The organism is Streptomyces sp. NPDC088350, from assembly GCF_044753545.1.
Lineage (GTDB): Bacteria > Actinomycetota > Actinomycetes > Streptomycetales > Streptomycetaceae > Streptomyces.
On record NZ_JBIVNL010000008.1, the window covers coordinates 156459 to 173354 of the forward strand.

Here is a 16896-nt window from a genome sequence, read left to right on the forward strand (position 1 = left end):
TCAGCCGCCGGGCGTCAGGACGAGCATGGTGACGTCGTCCCGGATCTCCTCCGCGTGCCGCAGCACATCGGCCCACACCCGCTCCGGCAGGTCGGCACAGTCGCCGTCGGCGAGCACCGCCAGCCGGCCGACGAACGGATAGAACGCGCCGCCCGCGTCCCGCGCCTCCCACACCCCGTCCGACGCCAGGAACAGCCGGTCCCCGGGCAGCAGCGGCACGGTGACACCACCGAGCGGCCCCGAGTCGGGGAGCCCCAGACCCAGCGGTGTCCACGGCACGATCTCGATCTCCGTGACCTTCCCCTCGCGCAGCAGCACCGGGGCCGGATGCCCGCAGGCCAGGATCCGCACCGCCCGCGCGTCCGCCGCGAACTCCAGCAGGACGGCCGTCGCGAACAGCTCCGCGTGCGGCGACCGCGCGGAGTCCACCACCAGCCTGCGGTCCAGCCGAGCCGTGACCGACTCCAGGTCCGGCCGGTCGAGCACGGCCTCCCGGAACGCCCCCAGCAAGGACGCCACGGTCGCGACGGCCGACAACCCGTGCCCCTGCACGTCCCCCATCACCGCCTGCACCCCGTACGGCCCGTCCCGCACGTCGAAGAAGTCACCCCCGACCAGCGTCCCGCGCTGCGCCGCCCGGTACAGCCCCGCACACCGCACCGGCCCCACCCGCGCCGGCAACGGCGGCACGACGGCCCGCTGCGCGGCCTCCGCGACCGTCCGCTCCAGATCGAGCTGGGCATCGCGCCGACTCCGTACGAACGAGACGAACACACTCAGCAACGCGACGAAGCAGATGGTCAACAGGTCCGCACTGCCCGGATTGTTGAGGTGGAAGGCCGGCACGGTCAGCAGCGCGACACTGAGACCGCCGAACAGCACGGTCGCCACCGGCCCGTACGACAACCCGGCCAGCGGCGGGATCGCGCCCAGCACGAAGCCGATGTCGAGCCGATGGGGGCTCACCAGCGTCGCCACACCCACACCGGCGACCAGCACACCCGGCAGCACCCGCACCCACAGCGGCGCGGGCGCGCCCCGCAGCCAGCCCCGCCGGGCCGGCTCCCGGTTCCGGCGCGACACCCGCCCACGCACCTTTCCCACACCACCACGCTCCTACGGCGGGACCGGCCCCGCACGCCGAGCGCCCAGAACGGCGTGAGCGTCAGCCGTATCCCCGTGGGCGCCGTGTCCCGGATGTACGACGCGAGGTCCGCCACGTCGTCGAAGGCGAAGCCGTACGCCCTGCCGTCGGCGGTGGCCGCGTGCACCGCCTTCGCGTAGTGGTTCGTGAGGCCGGTCCGGTAGAAGACCGAGGCGTCGGTGGTCGGCCAGTCGCTCTACAACTTCGCCCGGCGCGGCGGTAGGCGAGCCGGTGGATCAGCCACGGATAGCCGTGGTAGGCGAACACGACGGGTTTGTCGGGGGTGAACAGCGCGTCGTACTCGCTGTCGGCCATGCCGTGCGGGTGTTCCTCCGCGGGCAGCAGCCGGGCGATGTCGACGACGTCGACCACCCGTACCGCGAGGTCGGGCAGGTGCCGGCGGAGCAGGGACGCGGCGGCGAGCCCTTCGAGGGTGGGCACGTCACCGGCGCAGGCGAGCACCACGTCGGGCTCGCCGAGGTCGGACTCGGTGCCGACCCACTCCCAGATCCCCGCGCCCCGGGCGCAGTGGGAGCGGGCCTGGTCCATGGACAGCCAGTCGAAGCAGGGCTGCTTGCCCGCGACGACGACGTTGACGTAGTCCCGGCTGCGCAGCACATGATCCGCCACCGACAGAAGGGTGTTGGCGTCCGGCGGATAGTAGACCCGCACGACCTCGGGCGACTTGTTCAGTACGTGGTCGACGAAACCGGGGTCCTGGTGCGAGAAGCCGTTGTTGTCCTGGCGCCACACGTGCGAGGTGAGCAGGTAGTTGAGGGAGGCGATCGGGCGGCGCCACGGGAGCCGGCGGGCGACACGCAGCCACTTGATGTGCTGGTTCGCCATGGAGTCGACGATGTGGACGAAGGTCTCGTAGCAGGAGAACAGGCCGTGCCGCCCGGTGAGGAGATAGCCCTCGAGCCAGCCCTGGCAGGTGTGTTCGGAGAGGATCTCCAGCACCCGGCCGCCGCGTTCCAAGTGCTCGTCGGTGGGCAGTACTTGAGCCTCCCAGGCCTTGCCGCTCGCGTCGTAGACGGCCTGGAGGCGGTTGGAGGCCGTCTCGTCCGGGCCGACCAGCCGGAAGTCGCGCCGCTCGCCCGTGTCGGCCATCACCCGCGCCAGCAGATCGCCGAGGACACGGGTCGGCTCGTGCGTCGTCGCGCCGGGTTTGTCGACCGGGACGGCGAACCGTTCCGGGGGCGGCAGGGGCAGGTCACGCAGCAACAGGCCGCCGTTGGTACGGGGGTTGGCGCCCAGGCGGCGGGTGCCGTCGGGGACGCAGGCAAGGACCTGGTCGCGGGGGCGGCCGTGCTCGTCGAAGAGTTCCCCGGGCCGGTAGGAGCGCAGCCACTGCTCCAACTGCCGTAGATGGTCCGGGTTTTCGCGTACGGCGGGCAGCGGCACCTGGTGGGCTCGCCAAGTCCCCTCCACCGGGACGCCGTCGACCTCGGCCGGGCCTGTCCAGCCCTTCGGGGTGCGCAGCACGATCATCGGCCAGCGCGGGCGTTCGGCCGCGCCGTCCGTGCGGGCGGTGTGCTGGAAGGCGGCGATACGGTCCAGGGCCTCGTCCATGGCGCGGGCCATCGCCCGGTGGACGGCGTGCGGGTCGTCGCCGGTGACGTGGAGGGGCTCGTGGCCGTATCCCCGTAGCAGGGAGTCGAGTTCGGGCTCCGGGATGCGGGCCAGGACCGTCGGGTTGGCGATCTTGTAGCCGTTGAGGTGGAGGATCGGCAGGACGGCACCGTCCCGTACCGGGTCGAGGAACTTGTTGGAGTGCCAGGAGGCGGCCAGAGGGCCCGTCTCGGCCTCACCGTCGCCGATCACACAGGCCACCAGGAGGCCCGGGTTGTCGAACGCGGCCCCGTAGGCGTGCGCGAGGGAGTAGCCCAACTCGCCGCCCTCGTGGATCGATCCGGGGGTCTCGGGCGCGACATGGCTGGGGACGCCGCCCGGGAAGGAGAACTGCCGGAAGAGACGGGCCATGCCGGCCGCGTCCCGTGTGATGTCCGGGTACGTGTCGGTGCAGCTGCCCTCCAGCCAGGAGTTCGCCACCACGGCGGGACCGCCGTGACCGGGTCCCCAGACGCAGATCACGTCCAAGTCCCGTGATTTCACGACCCTGTTGAGGTGGGTGTGGACCAGGTTCAGTCCCGGTGAGGTGCCCCAGTGGCCCAGCAGCCGGGGTTTGATGTGCTCGGGTGCCAGGGGCTCGGTCAGCAGCGGGTTGGACATGAGGTAGATCTGCCCGACGGCCAGGTAGTTCGCCGCCCGCCAGTGGGCGTCCAGCGCCCGCAGTTCGTCCTCGTCGAGGGGGCCGGAACCGGCGGGGGTGTCGAGCGGGTCGCGGGAGTTCTCGCGAGGGAGGCCGAGCGGCATGACGAACCCTTCGTGGAGAGGGTTGTTCAGGGACTTCGGAAGCTGCCGCCGACAGAGGTGAGCTGACGCCACCAGGACCGGGCGGGCGGGGCCGGATCATCCCTGGGCGGAGGGGGCGGCTGCCCGACCGGTGGGCCCAGGAGCAGGGACCCGGAGCCGGTGACGTCGAGGATCAGGCCCAGTGTCGGTGGCGGGTGGTGCAGGCGCAGGATCCCGCCGGCTTCCGCGGTGCGCTGCAAGGCGTAGAGGAAGGCGTTGAGGCCGCTGCAGTCGCAGAAGGTCACGGGAGTGAGGTCGACGTCGACGAGCTGGATGCCGTCGCTCAGGCACCGTGCCAGTGCCGCGCGCACCAGCGGCGCCGATTGCAGGTCGATCTCGCCGGCCAGGGTGATCAGTGCCCGGTTCTGTCGGTCGTGACGGTAGACGGTGAGCTGGGGGAGGGGCATGACGCCTCGGTTCGGAAGACCAACCGGCAGCGAGACGGGGATGCCGGGTTTCCGGGCCCTTCTCGGTGCGCTGTCGGCAGGGGCGTGGGTTCGGCGGAGGCGGGCGATGCCGGTCCGCGGGCCTGTGCGACAGGACAGCGGACCCACCCGGTTCCCTCCAGGGACGCGTCGGGCGGCGGACGAAGAGTCCGCTCCCCGCAGCCGTCCGTGTCGAGCAACGACAAGCCGCCGGGGTCTGGGACGTCCGTACAGCAGCATAGTCCTCGACGGGGTCCGGCGGACGGCCGAGAGGCGTTCGTTCGCCGTATCCGGGCGACGACCGGACATGATGGGGGTGCCCTGGGCCGGCGAGGTCCGGCGCCCCTTCGCTGTTACCGTCGCGCCATGTCCAGGATCGGGATAGACGCGGTGACCGCCGAGTTCTTCGGCGCCTTCGACAACCGGGGCGGCAAGGCCGCCGACGTGGACCGGATCCGGCGGCTGGTTCTTCCGGGCGGTGTGATCGTCAAGACCGGCCCGGAGTTCACGGTGTACACCGTGGAGGAGTTCATCGAGCCCCGCCGGTTGCTGCTCACCGACGGTCGGCTGGTCGAGTTCTCGGAGTGGGAGACCTCGGAACGAACCGAGATCGTCGGCGACATCGCGTCGCGGTTCGGCGAGTACCGCAAGTCCGGGATTTTGGACGGCGAGCCGTTCGAGGGAGGCGGGACCAAGACCATCCAGTTCGTGCGCACCCCGGAGGGCTGGCGGATCTCGGCGCTCGCCTGGTGGGACCAGCCCTGACCGCCCGCGCAACGAGCACGAAAAGAGTTGGACGCGCACACGGCCTGCCCCCTAGCGTGTGGCCGCACGCCCTGAGACCAGCGGAAGGAGGCGAGTGCCATGCGGTTCACCACACCCCAGCGCTCCCTCCCCGTTCGCCCGGCGTGCCACGTCTGACCTGACCGGGAGCGCTCCCCGCAGCAATCCTCCCGGAGGAATCGATGACCGATGTGGTCATTCGCGCGCTCGACGAGAGCGACGCCCATCTTTTCGACACACTTCCCGACCCGCTCGGCGCCCGCGCCGAACACCGGCTGACGACATGGCGGCCCGACTGGCAGCGGGTGGCGCTGCGCGACGGCACGGTCGTCGCGCGCGCCGCCTGGTGGGGCGGCCCGAACGACACCGAACCCCTGACCGTCGACTGCTTCGACCTGCTGGAAGGAGAGGAGGAGGCCGCAGCCGAACTCCTGCGCAGCGCACCCTGGCGCGTCGAGGTGGAACTGAACCTTCCGCCCGGCTGGCGCGACAGCCCCGAGACCCGCGCCGCGGCCGAGGCCCGCTTCACCGCCCTGCGCGCGGCCGGATACGAGCTCCTCGTCGAGCGGTTCATCTACCGGTGGACCCCGGCCTGCGGGCTGCCCGAACGCCCCGGACACCTCGTCTTCGGCCCCGAACCGGACGACTCCGTGTTCTTCGACGCGCTGCGCCGCATCCACTCCGTCACCCTCGACGCCCACGCCCAACGGGCCGTACGGCAAGGGGGAGTCGACCAGGCCGCACAGGAGGAGATCGACTTCTTCCGCTGGTGCCCGTCCCCGCGCGAGTGGTGGCAGGTCGCACGCACCCCCGAGGGAGACCTCGCGGGCATCCACATCCCGGCCCGCAACCCGTCGGGCCCGTGCGTCGGCTTCATCGGAGTCGTACCGGAACAGCGCGGCCACGGCTATGCCCGCGACCTGCTGGCCGAGTGCACCCACTATCTCGCCGAGCGCGGCGCCGAGTTCATCGCCGCCGCCACGGACCAGGGCAACTTCCCGATGGCCGCGCACTTCGCCAAGGCCGGTTATCCGGTTATTCGTGAGCGCGCCAACTTCCATGTAGTCGAGTAGGCGCACCGGTTCGTACGGCAGTCGGCCCGGCCCGGCAGCAGCTCCGGGCCGACTGTCAGTGCCGGGTGCGATGCTGGCGACAGGTCGATCTACGGCGGGACGGAGGCGGGCATGGGGTTCGTGGGCGAGGTCTGGCAGGTACGCAGGGGCGAGGAGCCGGTCGGGGAGATCCTGATCGACGACGCCGATTTCCCCTGGCTGTCGGGCACATTCACCCCAGGTCCGGCGTTCGACGAGGTGGCGGAGCTGTTCGCGCGGGAAATCGCCCTGACGAAAGCGGATGACGACGGGCACTGGACCCGGTGGGAAGAGACCTACGACGAGATCCGGAGACAGGTCACTCTCACCTCGCCGGACGGTCCCGTGCCCGAGTTCCTCCTGCACATCGAGGGAGAGCGGGCCTGGTTCCGGTGGAGCGACGAGCCGTTCGACGAGGACGAGGAGGACGCGGAAGGGGAAGAGGAAGGGGAAGGGGACCAGGCGGCCGAGCAGCCGCCCGGCGCCGAGTGATTCAGACGGCCTCGCGGTCCACCATCGCCTCGGCCTGCGCCAGGATCTCGGTCACCCGCTGCCCGAACGCCGCGTCGCACGGATGCGGCCGACCCGTGCGGGCGGCCTCGCCCAGCGCGTCGGCGGCCCGGACCAAGGCGGACACCGCGTTGCCCGAGCTGTCCGGGAGGACGGTCACCCCGGCCTCGCCGCGCAGCTCCACCGTGGCTCCCGCCGCCGCGGTCGGCGCCGTCAGGCTCAGGGTCAGCGTGCTCGACGCACCGCCGACGTGGTCCAGGATCAGCAGGGCCGTGTCCCGCGGCCCCCGCACGGCAGCCGCCACCCGGCGGACGTCACCGAGCACCGGCAGCAGCACGGACAGGGCGTGCGGGCCGACGTCCCACAGCGCGCCCTTCTCCTGCCGCCAGGGCGAGGCGGCGAACGGGCTGTCGCTGGTGAACACCGAGCCGAGCCACTCGGCCCGAGCGGTGAACCAGCCCGCGGCGGCGGCCTGTTCGGTGATCCATGACTCCGTCTCCGGCTGGAAGCGCGTGGTGAAGAACACGACCGACGCGACCCCGGCCTCCTGGACCGCGTCGACCACGGCCCGCCCCTGCTCCACCGTCGGCGCCAGGGGCTTGTCCAGCAGCAGATGCCGGCCCGCCCGAGCCGCCCGCACCGCCAACTCGGCCTGCACGGACGGCGGCAGGGCAATTGCGACGGCGTCCACGTCCGCGATCAGGGCGTCGGCATCGTCGTAGGCGGGCACGCCGTGCTGGTCCGCCAGCTCCTTGGCGGCATCCGGGCGGCGGCCCCACACGCCCGCGAACTCCCACTGCGGGTGCCCGCTGAGGGCGGGGGCGTGCGCCATCTGTGCCCAAGGGCCGGTGCCGAGCAGTCCGATGCGCATGGCGCTGCCTCTCCACGGGTCGAATCAACGGGTCGAACCTGGTGCCGACCGGAGTCGAGCCGACCCGGCCGGTCGCCGGTGAGCGTGCCACATGAACGGGGCAGGTGCGCAAGCCCCTCGGGCGACTCACCGATTGAGCAGTCCCGCTGCTGGATGCGTTCGGTTTCTTCTATTGGACCTGCGGACCTTGGCCGGAGAGGCTGGAGGGTGCGTCCTGCCCGCCGCGACCCGATCGGTCGTCCGGCGGCGTCGGGCGGCACGGTTCCGCACGACAGCCGGAAGACCGGAAGAGGGGCACGAGCTATGGACACCCGCCGTATCGGTGACGTCGAGGTCAGCGCGATCGGCCTGGGCGGTATGCCCATGTCGATCGAGGGACGGCCCGACGAGGCACGCTCCCTCGCGACTATTCACGCCGCCCTCGACGCGGGCGTGACGCTGATCGACACCGCGGACGCCTACCACCTGCACGCCGACGAGGTCGGACACAACGAGACCCTGATCGCCAAGGCCCTCGCCTCACACGACCGGGGCGCGGACGTCCTGGTCGCCACCAAGGGCGGCCATCTGCGCCCCGGGGACGGCAGTTGGACCTTGAACGGCAGCCCCCAGTACCTCAAGGAGGCCTGCGAGGCGTCCCTGCGCCGGCTCGGCGTGGAGGCCATCGGGCTCTACCAGTTCCACCGCCCCGACCCGAGGGTCCCGTACGCGGACTCGGTGGGCGCGGTGCGGGACCTGCTCGACGAGGGCAAGATCCGGATGGCGGGCATCTCGAACGCGAACCCGGAGCAGATCCGGCTGGCGGACGAGATCCTCGACGGGCGGCTGGTCTCGGTGCAGAACCAGTTCTCCCCGGCCTTCCGCTCCAGCGAGCCGGAGCTGGAGCTGTGCGACGAACTCGGTATCGCGTTCCTGCCCTGGAGCCCCCTCGGCGGTATCGCCCGCGCCGGCGAACTCGGCTCCGCGTACGCGCCGTTCGCCCGGATCGCCGAGAAGCACGGTGTCAGCCCGCAGCGGGTGTGCCTGGCCTGGATGCTCGCCAAGTCGCCGGTCGTCGTACCGATCCCGGGCGCCAGCCGCCCCGAGACGATCCGCGACTCGGCCGCCGCACCCGAACTGGCGCTGTCCGCCGAGGAGATCGCGGACCTCGACGCCGTCTGAGAAGCCGGTGACGCCCGAGGTGTAGCCGGGGCGGGCAGGGGGAGGGAACGCTTGCCCGTCAACCGGTCACAGGGGGAGGACCACCACCGATGGCGTCGACCACGGAGAAACCGCTCGACCACCGCTACCGCGACGAACACCCGATCCGCACCCTCGCCTACCTGTTCCACGAGGACCGCAGACGCCTGTCCCTGGCCGTCGCCGTCTTCACGGTCAAGCACAGCCCCATCTGGCTGCTCCCGCTGATCACCGCGTCCATCATCGACACGGTCGTCCAGCACCAGCCGGTCAGCAGACTCTGGATCAGCACCGGCGTCATCCTGTTCATCCTGCTGATCAACTACCCCCTGCACGTCCTCTACGTCCGCCTCCTCTACGGCAGCGTCCGCCGCATGGGCACCGATCTGCGCTCGGCGCTGTGCACCCGGATGCAGCAGCTCTCCATCGGCTACCACTCCCGGGTCAGCGCCGGAGTGCTCCAGGCCAAGGTCGTGCGCGACGTGGAGACCGTCGAGCAGATGGTCCAGCAGACCGCCGAGACCGGGCTGGGCGCGATCACCGTGCTCACCGGCGGCCTGGTCATCATCGCCTTCCGCACACCGGAGTTCGTGCCCGTGTTCGTGGTCGTCGTACCGGTCGCCGCGCTGCTCGTGTCCCGGCTGCGGGCACGCCTGCGCACCCACAACGAGCACTTCCGCCACGAGGTCGAAACCCTCTCCTCACGCGTCACGGAGATGACCCGCCTCATCCCGGTCACCCGCGCCCACGGCCTGGAGGGCAAGGCCCTGCGCCGCATGGACGGCACCCTGCGCCGCCTCCTCACCTCCGGAAACCGCCTCGACCTCCTCAACGGCCGCTTCGGCTCACTGGCCTGGGTGGTCCTGAACGTGGTCGGTGTCCTGGTCCTCGCCGGCGCGGCCCTGGTGTCGTACTACGACGTCTGGGGAGTCACCGCCGGCGACGTCGTCATGCTCAGCGCCTTCCTGACCACCCTCACCAACTCCACCACGACCCTCACGGGCCTGGCCCCGGTCATCACCAAGGGCCTGGAATCGGTCCGTTCGGTCGGCGAGGTGCTCCAGGCACCCGAGCTGGAGGACAACGAGGGCAAGGCGGAGGTCACCGCGGTATGCGGAGCGGTCACCTTCCAGCACGTCGGCCACACCTACGACGGCGACCAACTCCGCCCCGCCGTACACGACTTCACCCTCACCGTCGCACCGGGCGAGACCGTCGCCCTGGTCGGCGCGTCCGGCGCCGGCAAGTCCACGGTCCTCAACCTCGTCATCGGCTTCATCCGCCCCACCAGCGGCCAATTGCTCCTCGACGGCACCGACATGACCACCCTCGACCTGCGCACCTACCGCCGCTTCGTCTCGGTCGTCCCCCAGGAGTCGATCCTCTTCGACGGCACGATCCGCGACAACGTGGCCTACGGCATGGACGACGCCGACGAGGAGTCGGTGCGCGCGGCACTGCGCGACGCCAACGCCCTTGAGTTCGTGGAGAAGTTGCCGCAGGGTCTGGACACCCTGGTGGGCGAGCGTGGGGCGCGACTTTCGGGCGGGCAGCGTCAACGCCTCGCTATCGCGCGGGCGTTGATCCGAGACCCCAAGGTGCTCGTCCTGGACGAGGCGACCTCGGCGCTCGACACCCGCTCGGAGGCCCTCGTCCAGCAGGCACTCGCCCGGCTGCTGCGCGGCCGTACGACCTTCGTGGTGGCGCACCGGCTGTCCACGGTGCGCGGGGCCGACCGGATCGTGGTGATGGGCGACGGGGAGATCCTGGAGGTCGGCACGCACGACGAACTCCTGCGCCGGGGCGGGGCGTACACGGCGCTGCACAGCGGGCAGGTCGCCTGACCGCGCTTGGCCCGGCACCGGCTGGGCACACGGAGTGGAAAGCGAGAGAGGGGCGCTCCGTGCTCGTGCCGGACCCGACGGCCGTCAGGGAACTGCTCACCCGGTATGCGGTCCTCCGCATCTCCCAGGCGGAGAAGCACCGTCCGCAAACGGCCGACGAGTTGAACGACGTCGTCGACACCCTCTGCGCGATGATGGGCACCACCGGCATCCGGGAAGCGATCGTCAAGGCGGACGCCCTGCCGGCGGCGGCGCGCGGCACGGCTGCCGACGGCCGTGCCGTCGCGTAGATCCGTCAGGACAGCGCCACTTCGGCGACCGTCCTGCCGTGGAACGCCGAGCGGTACGCCTGCGGACTCGTGCCGACCACGCGGCGGAAGCGCTCGCGGAACGCGGTGGGGGAGCCGAACCCGGCCTGCTGGGCGATGCGTTCGATGGTGTGGTCGCTGTGCTCCAGCAGGTACTGGGCGCGTCGTACCCGGGCCCGCAGCAGCCACTGAAGCGGTGTACTGCCCGTCTGCTCGCGGAAACGGCGGCTGAACGTCCGCTCGCTCATGCCCGATCGCGTCGCCAGCGCGCCCAGGGTGACCTCGTGGGAGAGGTTGTCCTCGATCCACCGCAGCAGCGGTTCGAGGGCCGAGCCCTGGGGGACCGGTGGATGCCGGTGGACGATGAACTGGGCCTGCCCGCCCTCGCGTTCGAGCGGCATGACCGACAGCCGGGCCGCGTCCGCGGCGACCGCCGAACCCAGGTCCCGGCGGATGACGTGCAGACACAGGTCGAGGCCCGCGGCGGCCCCGGCCGAGGTGAGGATCTGGCCGTTGTCGACGTAGAGCACGTCCGGCTGCACCTCGACCAGCGGATAGGCGCGGGCCAGCAGGTCGGCGGCGATCCAGTGCGTGGTGGCGCGCAGCCCGTCCAGCAGTCCGGCCTCGGCCAGCACGAAGGCGCCCGCGCAGAGGGACACGATCCGGGTGCCCGCCGCTGCCGCCTCGCGCAGTGCCTCCAGCACCCGGGCCGAGGGCGGCGCGGCCTGCTCCGAGCGGCCCGGGACGATGACGGTGTCGGCGTCCGCCAGCGCTTCGAGCCCGTGGTCGACGCGCAGGGCGAACCCGTCGGTCCGCACGTCCGGGGTCTCGCCGCACACCCGCACCCGGTAGGCGTTGCGGCCGTCCGGCAGCCGGGTACGGCCGAACACCTCCATCGGTGTCGCCATGTCGAACGGCACCACATGATCGAGAGCGAGGATCACCACGGTATGCACGAACACCACGATAGGCGGATTCCCGCCAAGGGTGTGACATGGCCCTATGTCTCTGTGGCCTGGTTGGAGACGTTGGCGGGAATCCGTTGGAAGCTGTCGTTTCAGCCTCTGTGCTCTCGCGTGGGACGTGCCTAGCCTGGGCCGGTGACCAAGATCCTTCTCGCTCTGCACGTCCTCGCCGCCATCGTCGCGGTCGGCCCCGTGACCGTCGCCGCCAGCATGTTCCCGGCGGCGGCCCGCCGCGCCCGCACGGGCACGGACGGCCCCGACACGGGTGTGACGACCGTACGGCTGCTGCACCGCATCTGCCGCGTCTACGGCGCGGTCGGACTCGCCGTGCCCCTCTTCGGCTTCGCCACCGCTTCCGCGATGGGCGTCCTGGGCAGCGGCTGGCTCATCGCCTCCATCACCCTCACCGCGGTGGCGGCCGGCATCCTGATCGCCTTCGTCCTGCCCCGCCAGGACGAACTCCTGGAGGAACTGGGCGCGCGGCGGCCCGTGGAGCGGGCCGGGACCGTTCAACTCGCCATGTTCACCGGCATCTTCAACCTCCTGTGGGCGACCGTCACCGTCCTCATGATCATTCGCCCCGGCTCGACCACGGGCGCCTGACCGGTCAGCCGGTGGCGCGCACCAGCAGGAGCGCGACGTCGTCGTCCGGCTCCGGGCGCAGCGCGTCGAGGAGCATGTCGCTCGTCTCCTCCAGAGGACGGCGCGAACTCTGCAACAGCCGCGTCAGCGTGTGCAGTCCCACGTCGATCGACTCGCCCCGGTTCTCCACCAGTCCGTCCGAGTACAGGGCGAGCAACGCGCCCGTCGTGAAGTCGACTTCGGCGGTCCCGAAGTCCACCCCGCCGACACCGAGCGGGACTCCGCCGGGAATGTCGAGGAGTTCCGCCGAGCCGTCCGGGCGGATCAGCACGGGCGGCAGATGCCCCGCGCTGGACAGGGCACAGGTGCCGCGCCCGAGGTCGACCACGCCGTACGCGCACGTGGCGATCGTGTCGCCGAGGGAGCCGGTGAGGTCGTCCAGGTGGTGCAGCAACTCCGCGGGCGGGAGGTCGAGTCGGGCCAGCGCGCGGGTCGCGGTGCTCAACTGGCCCATGATGGCGGCGGCTTGCACCCCCTTGCCCATCACGTCGCCCACGACGAGACCGGTCCGCCCCGGCCCCAGCGGCAGCACGTCGTACCAGTCGCCCCCGACCTCGCTCAGCGCCGGGAGGTAGCGGGCCGCGGTGTCGAGCCCCTCCTGCCGGGCCGGGGCCGGCGGCAGCAGGCTGCGTTGCAGGGTCAGCGCGGTGGTGCGCTCACGGCCGTAGAGGCGGGCGTTGTCGATGCAGATCGCGGCGCGCGCGGCGAGTTCGGAGGCGAGGACGCGGTCCTGTTCGTCGAAGGGGCGCTCGTTGACGGTGCGGTAGAGGCTCAGCGTGCCGAGCACCTCGCCGCGGGCCATCAACGGGACGGCCAGGTACGAGTGGACGCCCGCCGCGCGCAGGGTCTGGGCGGCGCGTCCGTCCCGGGCGATGCGGCGCATCATCGGCGGGTCCACCCGCTCCACCAGGATCGGGCCGGCCTCGCGCACGCACTGGGTGATGATGCGGTTCGGGCCGTAGGTGGCCAGCTCCCCCACCGGGTCCGCCGCGTGGATCGCGTCGGTGAGGTATCCGGCGGCGACGGCCAGCGCACGGAACTCGACCTGCGCGTCCCCGGTCACCGGAGTGAGCGTGCCGTGGGTGACGACCGATTCCAGTACGTCGACGGCGGCCAGGTCGGCCACATGCGGCACCGCGACGTCGGCCAGCTCCCGCGCGGTCTGCTGGAGGTCCAGCGTCGTCCCGATCCGCACCCCGGCCTCCGCCACGACGGACAGATGCTGCCGCGCCTGCGCGACCTCGGCCGCGGCCTGCTCCCGCTCGGTGACGTCCAGGACGGCCATCGCCAGCCCCAGCACCCGGCCCTGCGCGTCCTCGATGCGGTGATACGACTCCGAGTAGGCCCGGTCGGTGACGTCGGCCGCCGTCCGGCCCACGGTCTGCTGGTCCAGCAGCGGCTTGCCGGTGATCAGCACATGGCGCATACGGGACTCGATGGCCGCCACGTCCAGGTTCGGCAGCATCTCGCCGACCCGGCGCCCGACGAGCCGCGCCTCCGGGACGCCGTTCATCCGCTCCAGGGCAGGATTGACGCCGACCCACCGCAGGTCGGTGTCGAACACCGCGATGCCCACCGGCGTCTGCCGCACGAGGCTGTGGGACAGCGCCAGGTCGCGCTCCACACCCCGCACCGTCGTGGCGTCCGCGGCCAGTCCCAGCAGATGCGGCCGGCCCCGGCTGTCGCGCAGCCGCATCGTGCGGAACTCCACGGGCCGCTCCGTGCCGTCCCGGTGCAGCAGCGGGAAGACACCCGCCCAACGGGCACCCGAACCCACCTGGGCGAACAGCTCCCGCGCCCGGACCCGGTCGTCGGGCGACACCAGCAGCCGGTCCGCGCGCTGCGTCAGCGCCTCCTCGGGCGAGTAGCCGAGCAACTGCTCCGCCTCGGGACTCCACAGCCCGATGTACCCGCCGGCGTCCAGGACCACCGCCGCGACCTGCAACAGGTCGAGCAGCCCTCCCGGGGTGGCCGTGACGTCGTCCCCGGCACCGTACGCGTCCATCCCAGCCGCTCCTTCCGGCGCGACACGGCACCGCCAAGATCCGCACCGCGGGTCATCCGATTACGGCACAGCACCGGCCGCGCGGCAACACCGTGGGGCGGGAAGGCGGAGGGGGCCGTATGGAGCACGCGCCCGTGCGGGCGCCGACGTGCCCCCGGATTCTGGTCGTGCCCTGCCCCCACAGACCCCAGGACACTCCATGCCCCTCCCGCTCCGCCTCGTCTCCCTCCTGGTCGCCACCTGCGTGGGCGCCCTCGTGCCCGTGTCGCCCGCCGCGGCCGACAACCACTCCCTCCAGCGCGGTCTCGACGAACTGGTCGCGGCCCCCGACGGCCCGCCGGGCGTGATCGTCGTGCTCCGCGACGGCGACCGGCAGCGCGTCCTGCGGGCCGGCACCGCCGACCTCACCACCGGCCGCCCGCTCGAAGCGCACGACCACACCCGGACCGCGAGCACCAGCAAGGCGTTCAGCGGAGCGGTGGCCCTGAGTCTCGTACGACAGCACCGGCTCGGCCTCGACGACACGATCGGCACCCGGCTGCCCCAACTGCCCCGAGCCTGGCGGGCCGTGACCCTGCGCCAGCTGCTCCAACACACCAGCGGCCTCCCGGACTTCAGCCAGAGCCCGCAGTTCCGCAGCCTCATCGCGGCCGACCCGCGCCGGCACTTCGACTCGCGGCGCCTGCTCGACTTCGTGGCCGGTGATCCGCTCCGCTTCGCCCCGGGCACGCAGTACCAGTACTCCAACTCCGACAACATCGCCGTGGCGCTGATGGCCGAGGCGGCGACCGGCGCGCGCTACGAGGACCTGCTGCGCCACGAGGTCTACCGGCCGCTGGGCCTGCGCGACACGAGCCTGCCCCAGGGCTACGAGATGCCGGACCCCTACATGCACGGCTACGCCCTCGGCGGCCCGACCGGCCCGGAGGACGTCAGCGAGGCGATCGGCATGTCCGGCGTGTGGGCCTCGGGCGGCATCACCTCCACACCCCGCGACCTGGCCGCCTTCATCAGCGGCTACGCCGCCGGAGCCCTCACCTCGCAGGCCGCACTCCGGGAACAGCGGCACTGGATCCCCGGCGCCTCCGAACCGGCCGGTCCGGGCAGCAACAGCGCCGGACTCGCCCTGTTCCGCTACGACACCCGGTGCGGGGTGGTTCTCGGACATACCGGAAACACCCTTGGTTACACACAGTTGATGGCGGCGACCCCCGACGGCCGGCGCGCGCTCACTTTCTCATTGACAACTCAGGTGAACCAGGCGGGCAGCCCTGATCTGCTGCGGAAGCTACGCGCCGTCGAGGAGGAGGCTGTGTGCAGCCTGTTGGGCGGAACGTACGGGTCGTGACTCCGGTGAACCGTTTCCGCTACCTCAAGTGACCTTGCTGTCCGACCCGTTGACGCATCCCTCCTGTTCCGCGGACGCGGGCAGGGACAGCCACTCCGCGATGGTCCGCGCGATCGGCTGACCGGTGTCCGCCTCGACGAACCCGAACTGGCCCGACTGGTTGCACTCCAGGAACCACCAGGTGCCGTCCCGGTCCTCGGCGAAGTCGAAGGCGCCGTAGGCCAGTTCGGCGTCGCGCATGTACGTCAGGACGGCCGCGGCGATGCGCGGCGGGACGTCCGTGGGGTGCCAGGGCTGCGCGGGTGCGGCGAAGCGGACGTCGACCTCGGTGGGGTCGGGGTCCGGGGCGGTCGCCGTGCGGGCAGCGAGCATCCGCTCGCCCACCACGGTGAGCCGGATGTCGGCGCGCTTGGCGATCCGCCGTTGCAGCAGCGTGGGACCGAACGCGACGGCGGCGAAGTCGGCGTCCGGCGCGACCCGGCTGGTCGGCACCGCCCGGGGCGGATCCTGCGGGTGGGCGCCGGAGACCGGCTTGACCACCAGGTCAGGGAAGCGGCGTGAGAACTCGCGGGCGGCCTGCGGGAAGGTGGTGATCAGGGTGGCCGGCACGGGCAGCCCGCTGCGCTGGGCGAGCCGCAGCTGCCAGGGCTTGTGCCGGGCGCGGCGGGCCGCGTCGGGGTGGTTCATCCAGCGGGCGCCGGAGCCGCGCAGCATGCCGTAGAGCGCCTGGGAGGCCTCCTCGGTCAGCCACTCGGAGGGCTGGGGTGCGCGGGTCGCCGGGGTGCCGGGTCTGCGCACCCAGATCGACCGCAGTCCGCTCAGGCTCACCAGCCGCCCCCCGGCGGACAGATGGCCGCGGAAGGCTCCGTGGACGTACTCCCCGGAGAGCGCGACTCCGCCGGTGAGGTCGGCGGGATCGATCCGGACCACGGGGACGCCGGACGCGTGCAGGTGGACCACCACCATGTCCGCCGTGACGTCCTCTTCGCAGGTAAGGACCAACACGGTCATTTTCGTCGTTCCGTGTTCAGTCGTCGAAGTGAGTCTTCGATCCCGCGGTGGACGTCGTGGTCCCCCAATCTCTCAGCAGAGCGAGATCATGGGCGGCGACCCGTCCGTCGGCGAGCACGTTCAACTGCAGTCCGGAGTCGTAGCTGTACGGAGCGGTCAGCTCCAACTGTGCTGCCGGGCGAGCGTAGTTGAGCGCGAACGGTTGCATCGTCTCTCCCTCGTCGGTACTGCCTCGTGCAAGCGGTGGCCACCCTGCGAGGTCGCTCGGCCCGCTGACTTCCGTCTGCTTCCAGAGACTTATACGAATCGAACGAGTGATTGGTTTCCTTACGCTCCGTAATCAGGGTAAGGAAGG

At 71.6% G+C, this 16896-nt stretch carries 17 protein-coding genes; 8 read left to right on the plus strand and 9 right to left on the minus strand.

Annotated elements, in window-relative coordinates:
- The 4 genes from ACIQBL_RS28380 to ACIQBL_RS28395 are packed head-to-tail and all read right to left on the minus strand — an operon-like array spanning position 1 to position 3966.
- A complete protein-coding gene (locus ACIQBL_RS28380) occupies positions 1-1044 on the minus strand; it encodes a PP2C family protein-serine/threonine phosphatase (protein WP_401946868.1) in 1044 nt (347 codons plus the stop codon).
- Positions 963-1271: a beta-1,3-glucanase family protein gene (locus tag ACIQBL_RS28385; protein ID WP_401946046.1), complete on the minus strand. Its 309-nt coding sequence runs from the start codon at positions 1269-1271 to the stop codon at positions 963-965. Before ACIQBL_RS28385 ends, ACIQBL_RS28380 begins: the two co-directional genes overlap by 82 nt.
- A complete protein-coding gene (locus ACIQBL_RS28390) occupies positions 1166-3520 on the minus strand; it encodes a phosphoketolase (RefSeq protein ID WP_401946047.1) in 2355 nt (784 codons plus the stop codon). The genes ACIQBL_RS28385 and ACIQBL_RS28390 overlap by 106 nt, the downstream gene beginning before the upstream one ends.
- A 26-nt stretch (positions 3521-3546) precedes the next feature.
- Positions 3547-3966, minus strand: coding sequence for an STAS domain-containing protein (locus tag ACIQBL_RS28395; protein WP_401946049.1), 420 nt, complete (start codon positions 3964-3966; stop codon positions 3547-3549).
- A 384-nt stretch (positions 3967-4350) separates the two neighbouring features.
- Between ACIQBL_RS28395 and ACIQBL_RS28400 the strand changes: the two genes are divergently transcribed.
- The 3 genes from ACIQBL_RS28400 to ACIQBL_RS28410 all read left to right on the plus strand — a co-directional run bounded on the left by ACIQBL_RS28400 (position 4351) and on the right by ACIQBL_RS28410 (position 6350).
- A complete protein-coding gene (locus tag ACIQBL_RS28400; protein WP_401946050.1) occupies positions 4351-4749 on the plus strand; it encodes a DUF4440 domain-containing protein in 399 nt (132 codons plus the stop codon).
- A 200-nt stretch (positions 4750-4949) separates the two neighbouring features.
- Complete coding sequence (locus ACIQBL_RS28405) at positions 4950-5840, plus strand: GNAT family N-acetyltransferase (RefSeq protein WP_401946052.1); 891 nt, start codon at positions 4950-4952, stop codon at positions 5838-5840.
- Positions 5841-5951: 111 nt separating this feature from the next.
- Positions 5952-6350 carry a hypothetical protein gene (locus ACIQBL_RS28410; protein ID WP_401946053.1) on the plus strand — a complete coding sequence of 133 codons (399 nt, stop codon included), beginning with the start codon at positions 5952-5954 and terminating at the stop codon, positions 6348-6350.
- A gap of 1 nt (position 6351) precedes the next feature.
- Here ACIQBL_RS28410 and ACIQBL_RS28415 read toward each other — a convergent pair whose 3' ends face one another.
- Complete coding sequence (locus ACIQBL_RS28415; protein WP_401946055.1) at positions 6352-7239, minus strand: Gfo/Idh/MocA family protein; 888 nt, start codon at positions 7237-7239, stop codon at positions 6352-6354.
- Between the two features lie 303 nt (positions 7240-7542).
- On the opposite strand from ACIQBL_RS28415, the gene ACIQBL_RS28420 reads away from it, so the two are divergent.
- From ACIQBL_RS28420 to ACIQBL_RS28430, 3 genes are all read left to right on the plus strand, one after another.
- Positions 7543-8400, plus strand: a complete 858-nt coding sequence (locus ACIQBL_RS28420) for an aldo/keto reductase (protein WP_401946057.1) — start codon at positions 7543-7545, stop codon at positions 8398-8400.
- Between the two features lie 89 nt (positions 8401-8489).
- The gene (locus tag ACIQBL_RS28425; protein ID WP_401946058.1) at positions 8490-10262 is read left to right on the plus strand and encodes an ABC transporter ATP-binding protein; all 1773 of its coding nucleotides are present in this window, start codon (positions 8490-8492) and stop codon (positions 10260-10262) included.
- 59 nt (positions 10263-10321) lie between these two features.
- On the plus strand, positions 10322-10552 hold the full coding sequence (locus ACIQBL_RS28430) for a DUF5133 domain-containing protein (protein ID WP_401946060.1): 231 nt from the start codon (positions 10322-10324) through the stop codon (positions 10550-10552).
- Positions 10553-10557: 5 nt separating this feature from the next.
- Here the strand turns inward: ACIQBL_RS28430 and ACIQBL_RS28435 are convergent, their stop codons facing one another.
- Positions 10558-11526 carry a GlxA family transcriptional regulator gene (locus ACIQBL_RS28435; protein ID WP_401946061.1) on the minus strand — a complete coding sequence of 323 codons (969 nt, stop codon included), beginning with the start codon at positions 11524-11526 and terminating at the stop codon, positions 10558-10560.
- A gap of 144 nt (positions 11527-11670) precedes the next feature.
- Between ACIQBL_RS28435 and ACIQBL_RS28440 the strand changes: the two genes are divergently transcribed.
- Complete coding sequence (locus ACIQBL_RS28440) at positions 11671-12138, plus strand: hypothetical protein (protein ID WP_401946062.1); 468 nt, start codon at positions 11671-11673, stop codon at positions 12136-12138.
- Positions 12139-12142: 4 nt separating this feature from the next.
- Here ACIQBL_RS28440 and ACIQBL_RS28445 read toward each other — a convergent pair whose 3' ends face one another.
- Positions 12143-14182 (minus strand): SpoIIE family protein phosphatase, encoded by a 2040-nt coding sequence (locus ACIQBL_RS28445; protein WP_401946064.1) that lies wholly within the window; start codon positions 14180-14182, stop codon positions 12143-12145.
- Positions 14183-14381: 199 nt separating this feature from the next.
- Here ACIQBL_RS28445 and ACIQBL_RS28450 point away from each other — a divergent pair, with 199 nt between their 5' ends.
- Positions 14382-15530, plus strand: a complete 1149-nt coding sequence (locus ACIQBL_RS28450) for a serine hydrolase domain-containing protein (RefSeq protein ID WP_401946065.1) — start codon at positions 14382-14384, stop codon at positions 15528-15530.
- A 24-nt stretch (positions 15531-15554) separates the two neighbouring features.
- Here ACIQBL_RS28450 and tgmB read toward each other — a convergent pair whose 3' ends face one another.
- Together tgmB and tgmA are read right to left on the minus strand one after the other, a co-directional pair.
- Positions 15555-16541, minus strand: a complete 987-nt coding sequence (tgmB, locus tag ACIQBL_RS28455; protein ID WP_401946067.1) for an ATP-grasp ribosomal peptide maturase — start codon at positions 16539-16541, stop codon at positions 15555-15557.
- Positions 16542-16557: 16 nt separating this feature from the next.
- Positions 16558-16749: a putative ATP-grasp-modified RiPP gene (tgmA, locus tag ACIQBL_RS28460; RefSeq protein WP_401946069.1), complete on the minus strand. Its 192-nt coding sequence runs from the start codon at positions 16747-16749 to the stop codon at positions 16558-16560.
- Positions 16750-16896 lie beyond the last annotated feature (147 nt).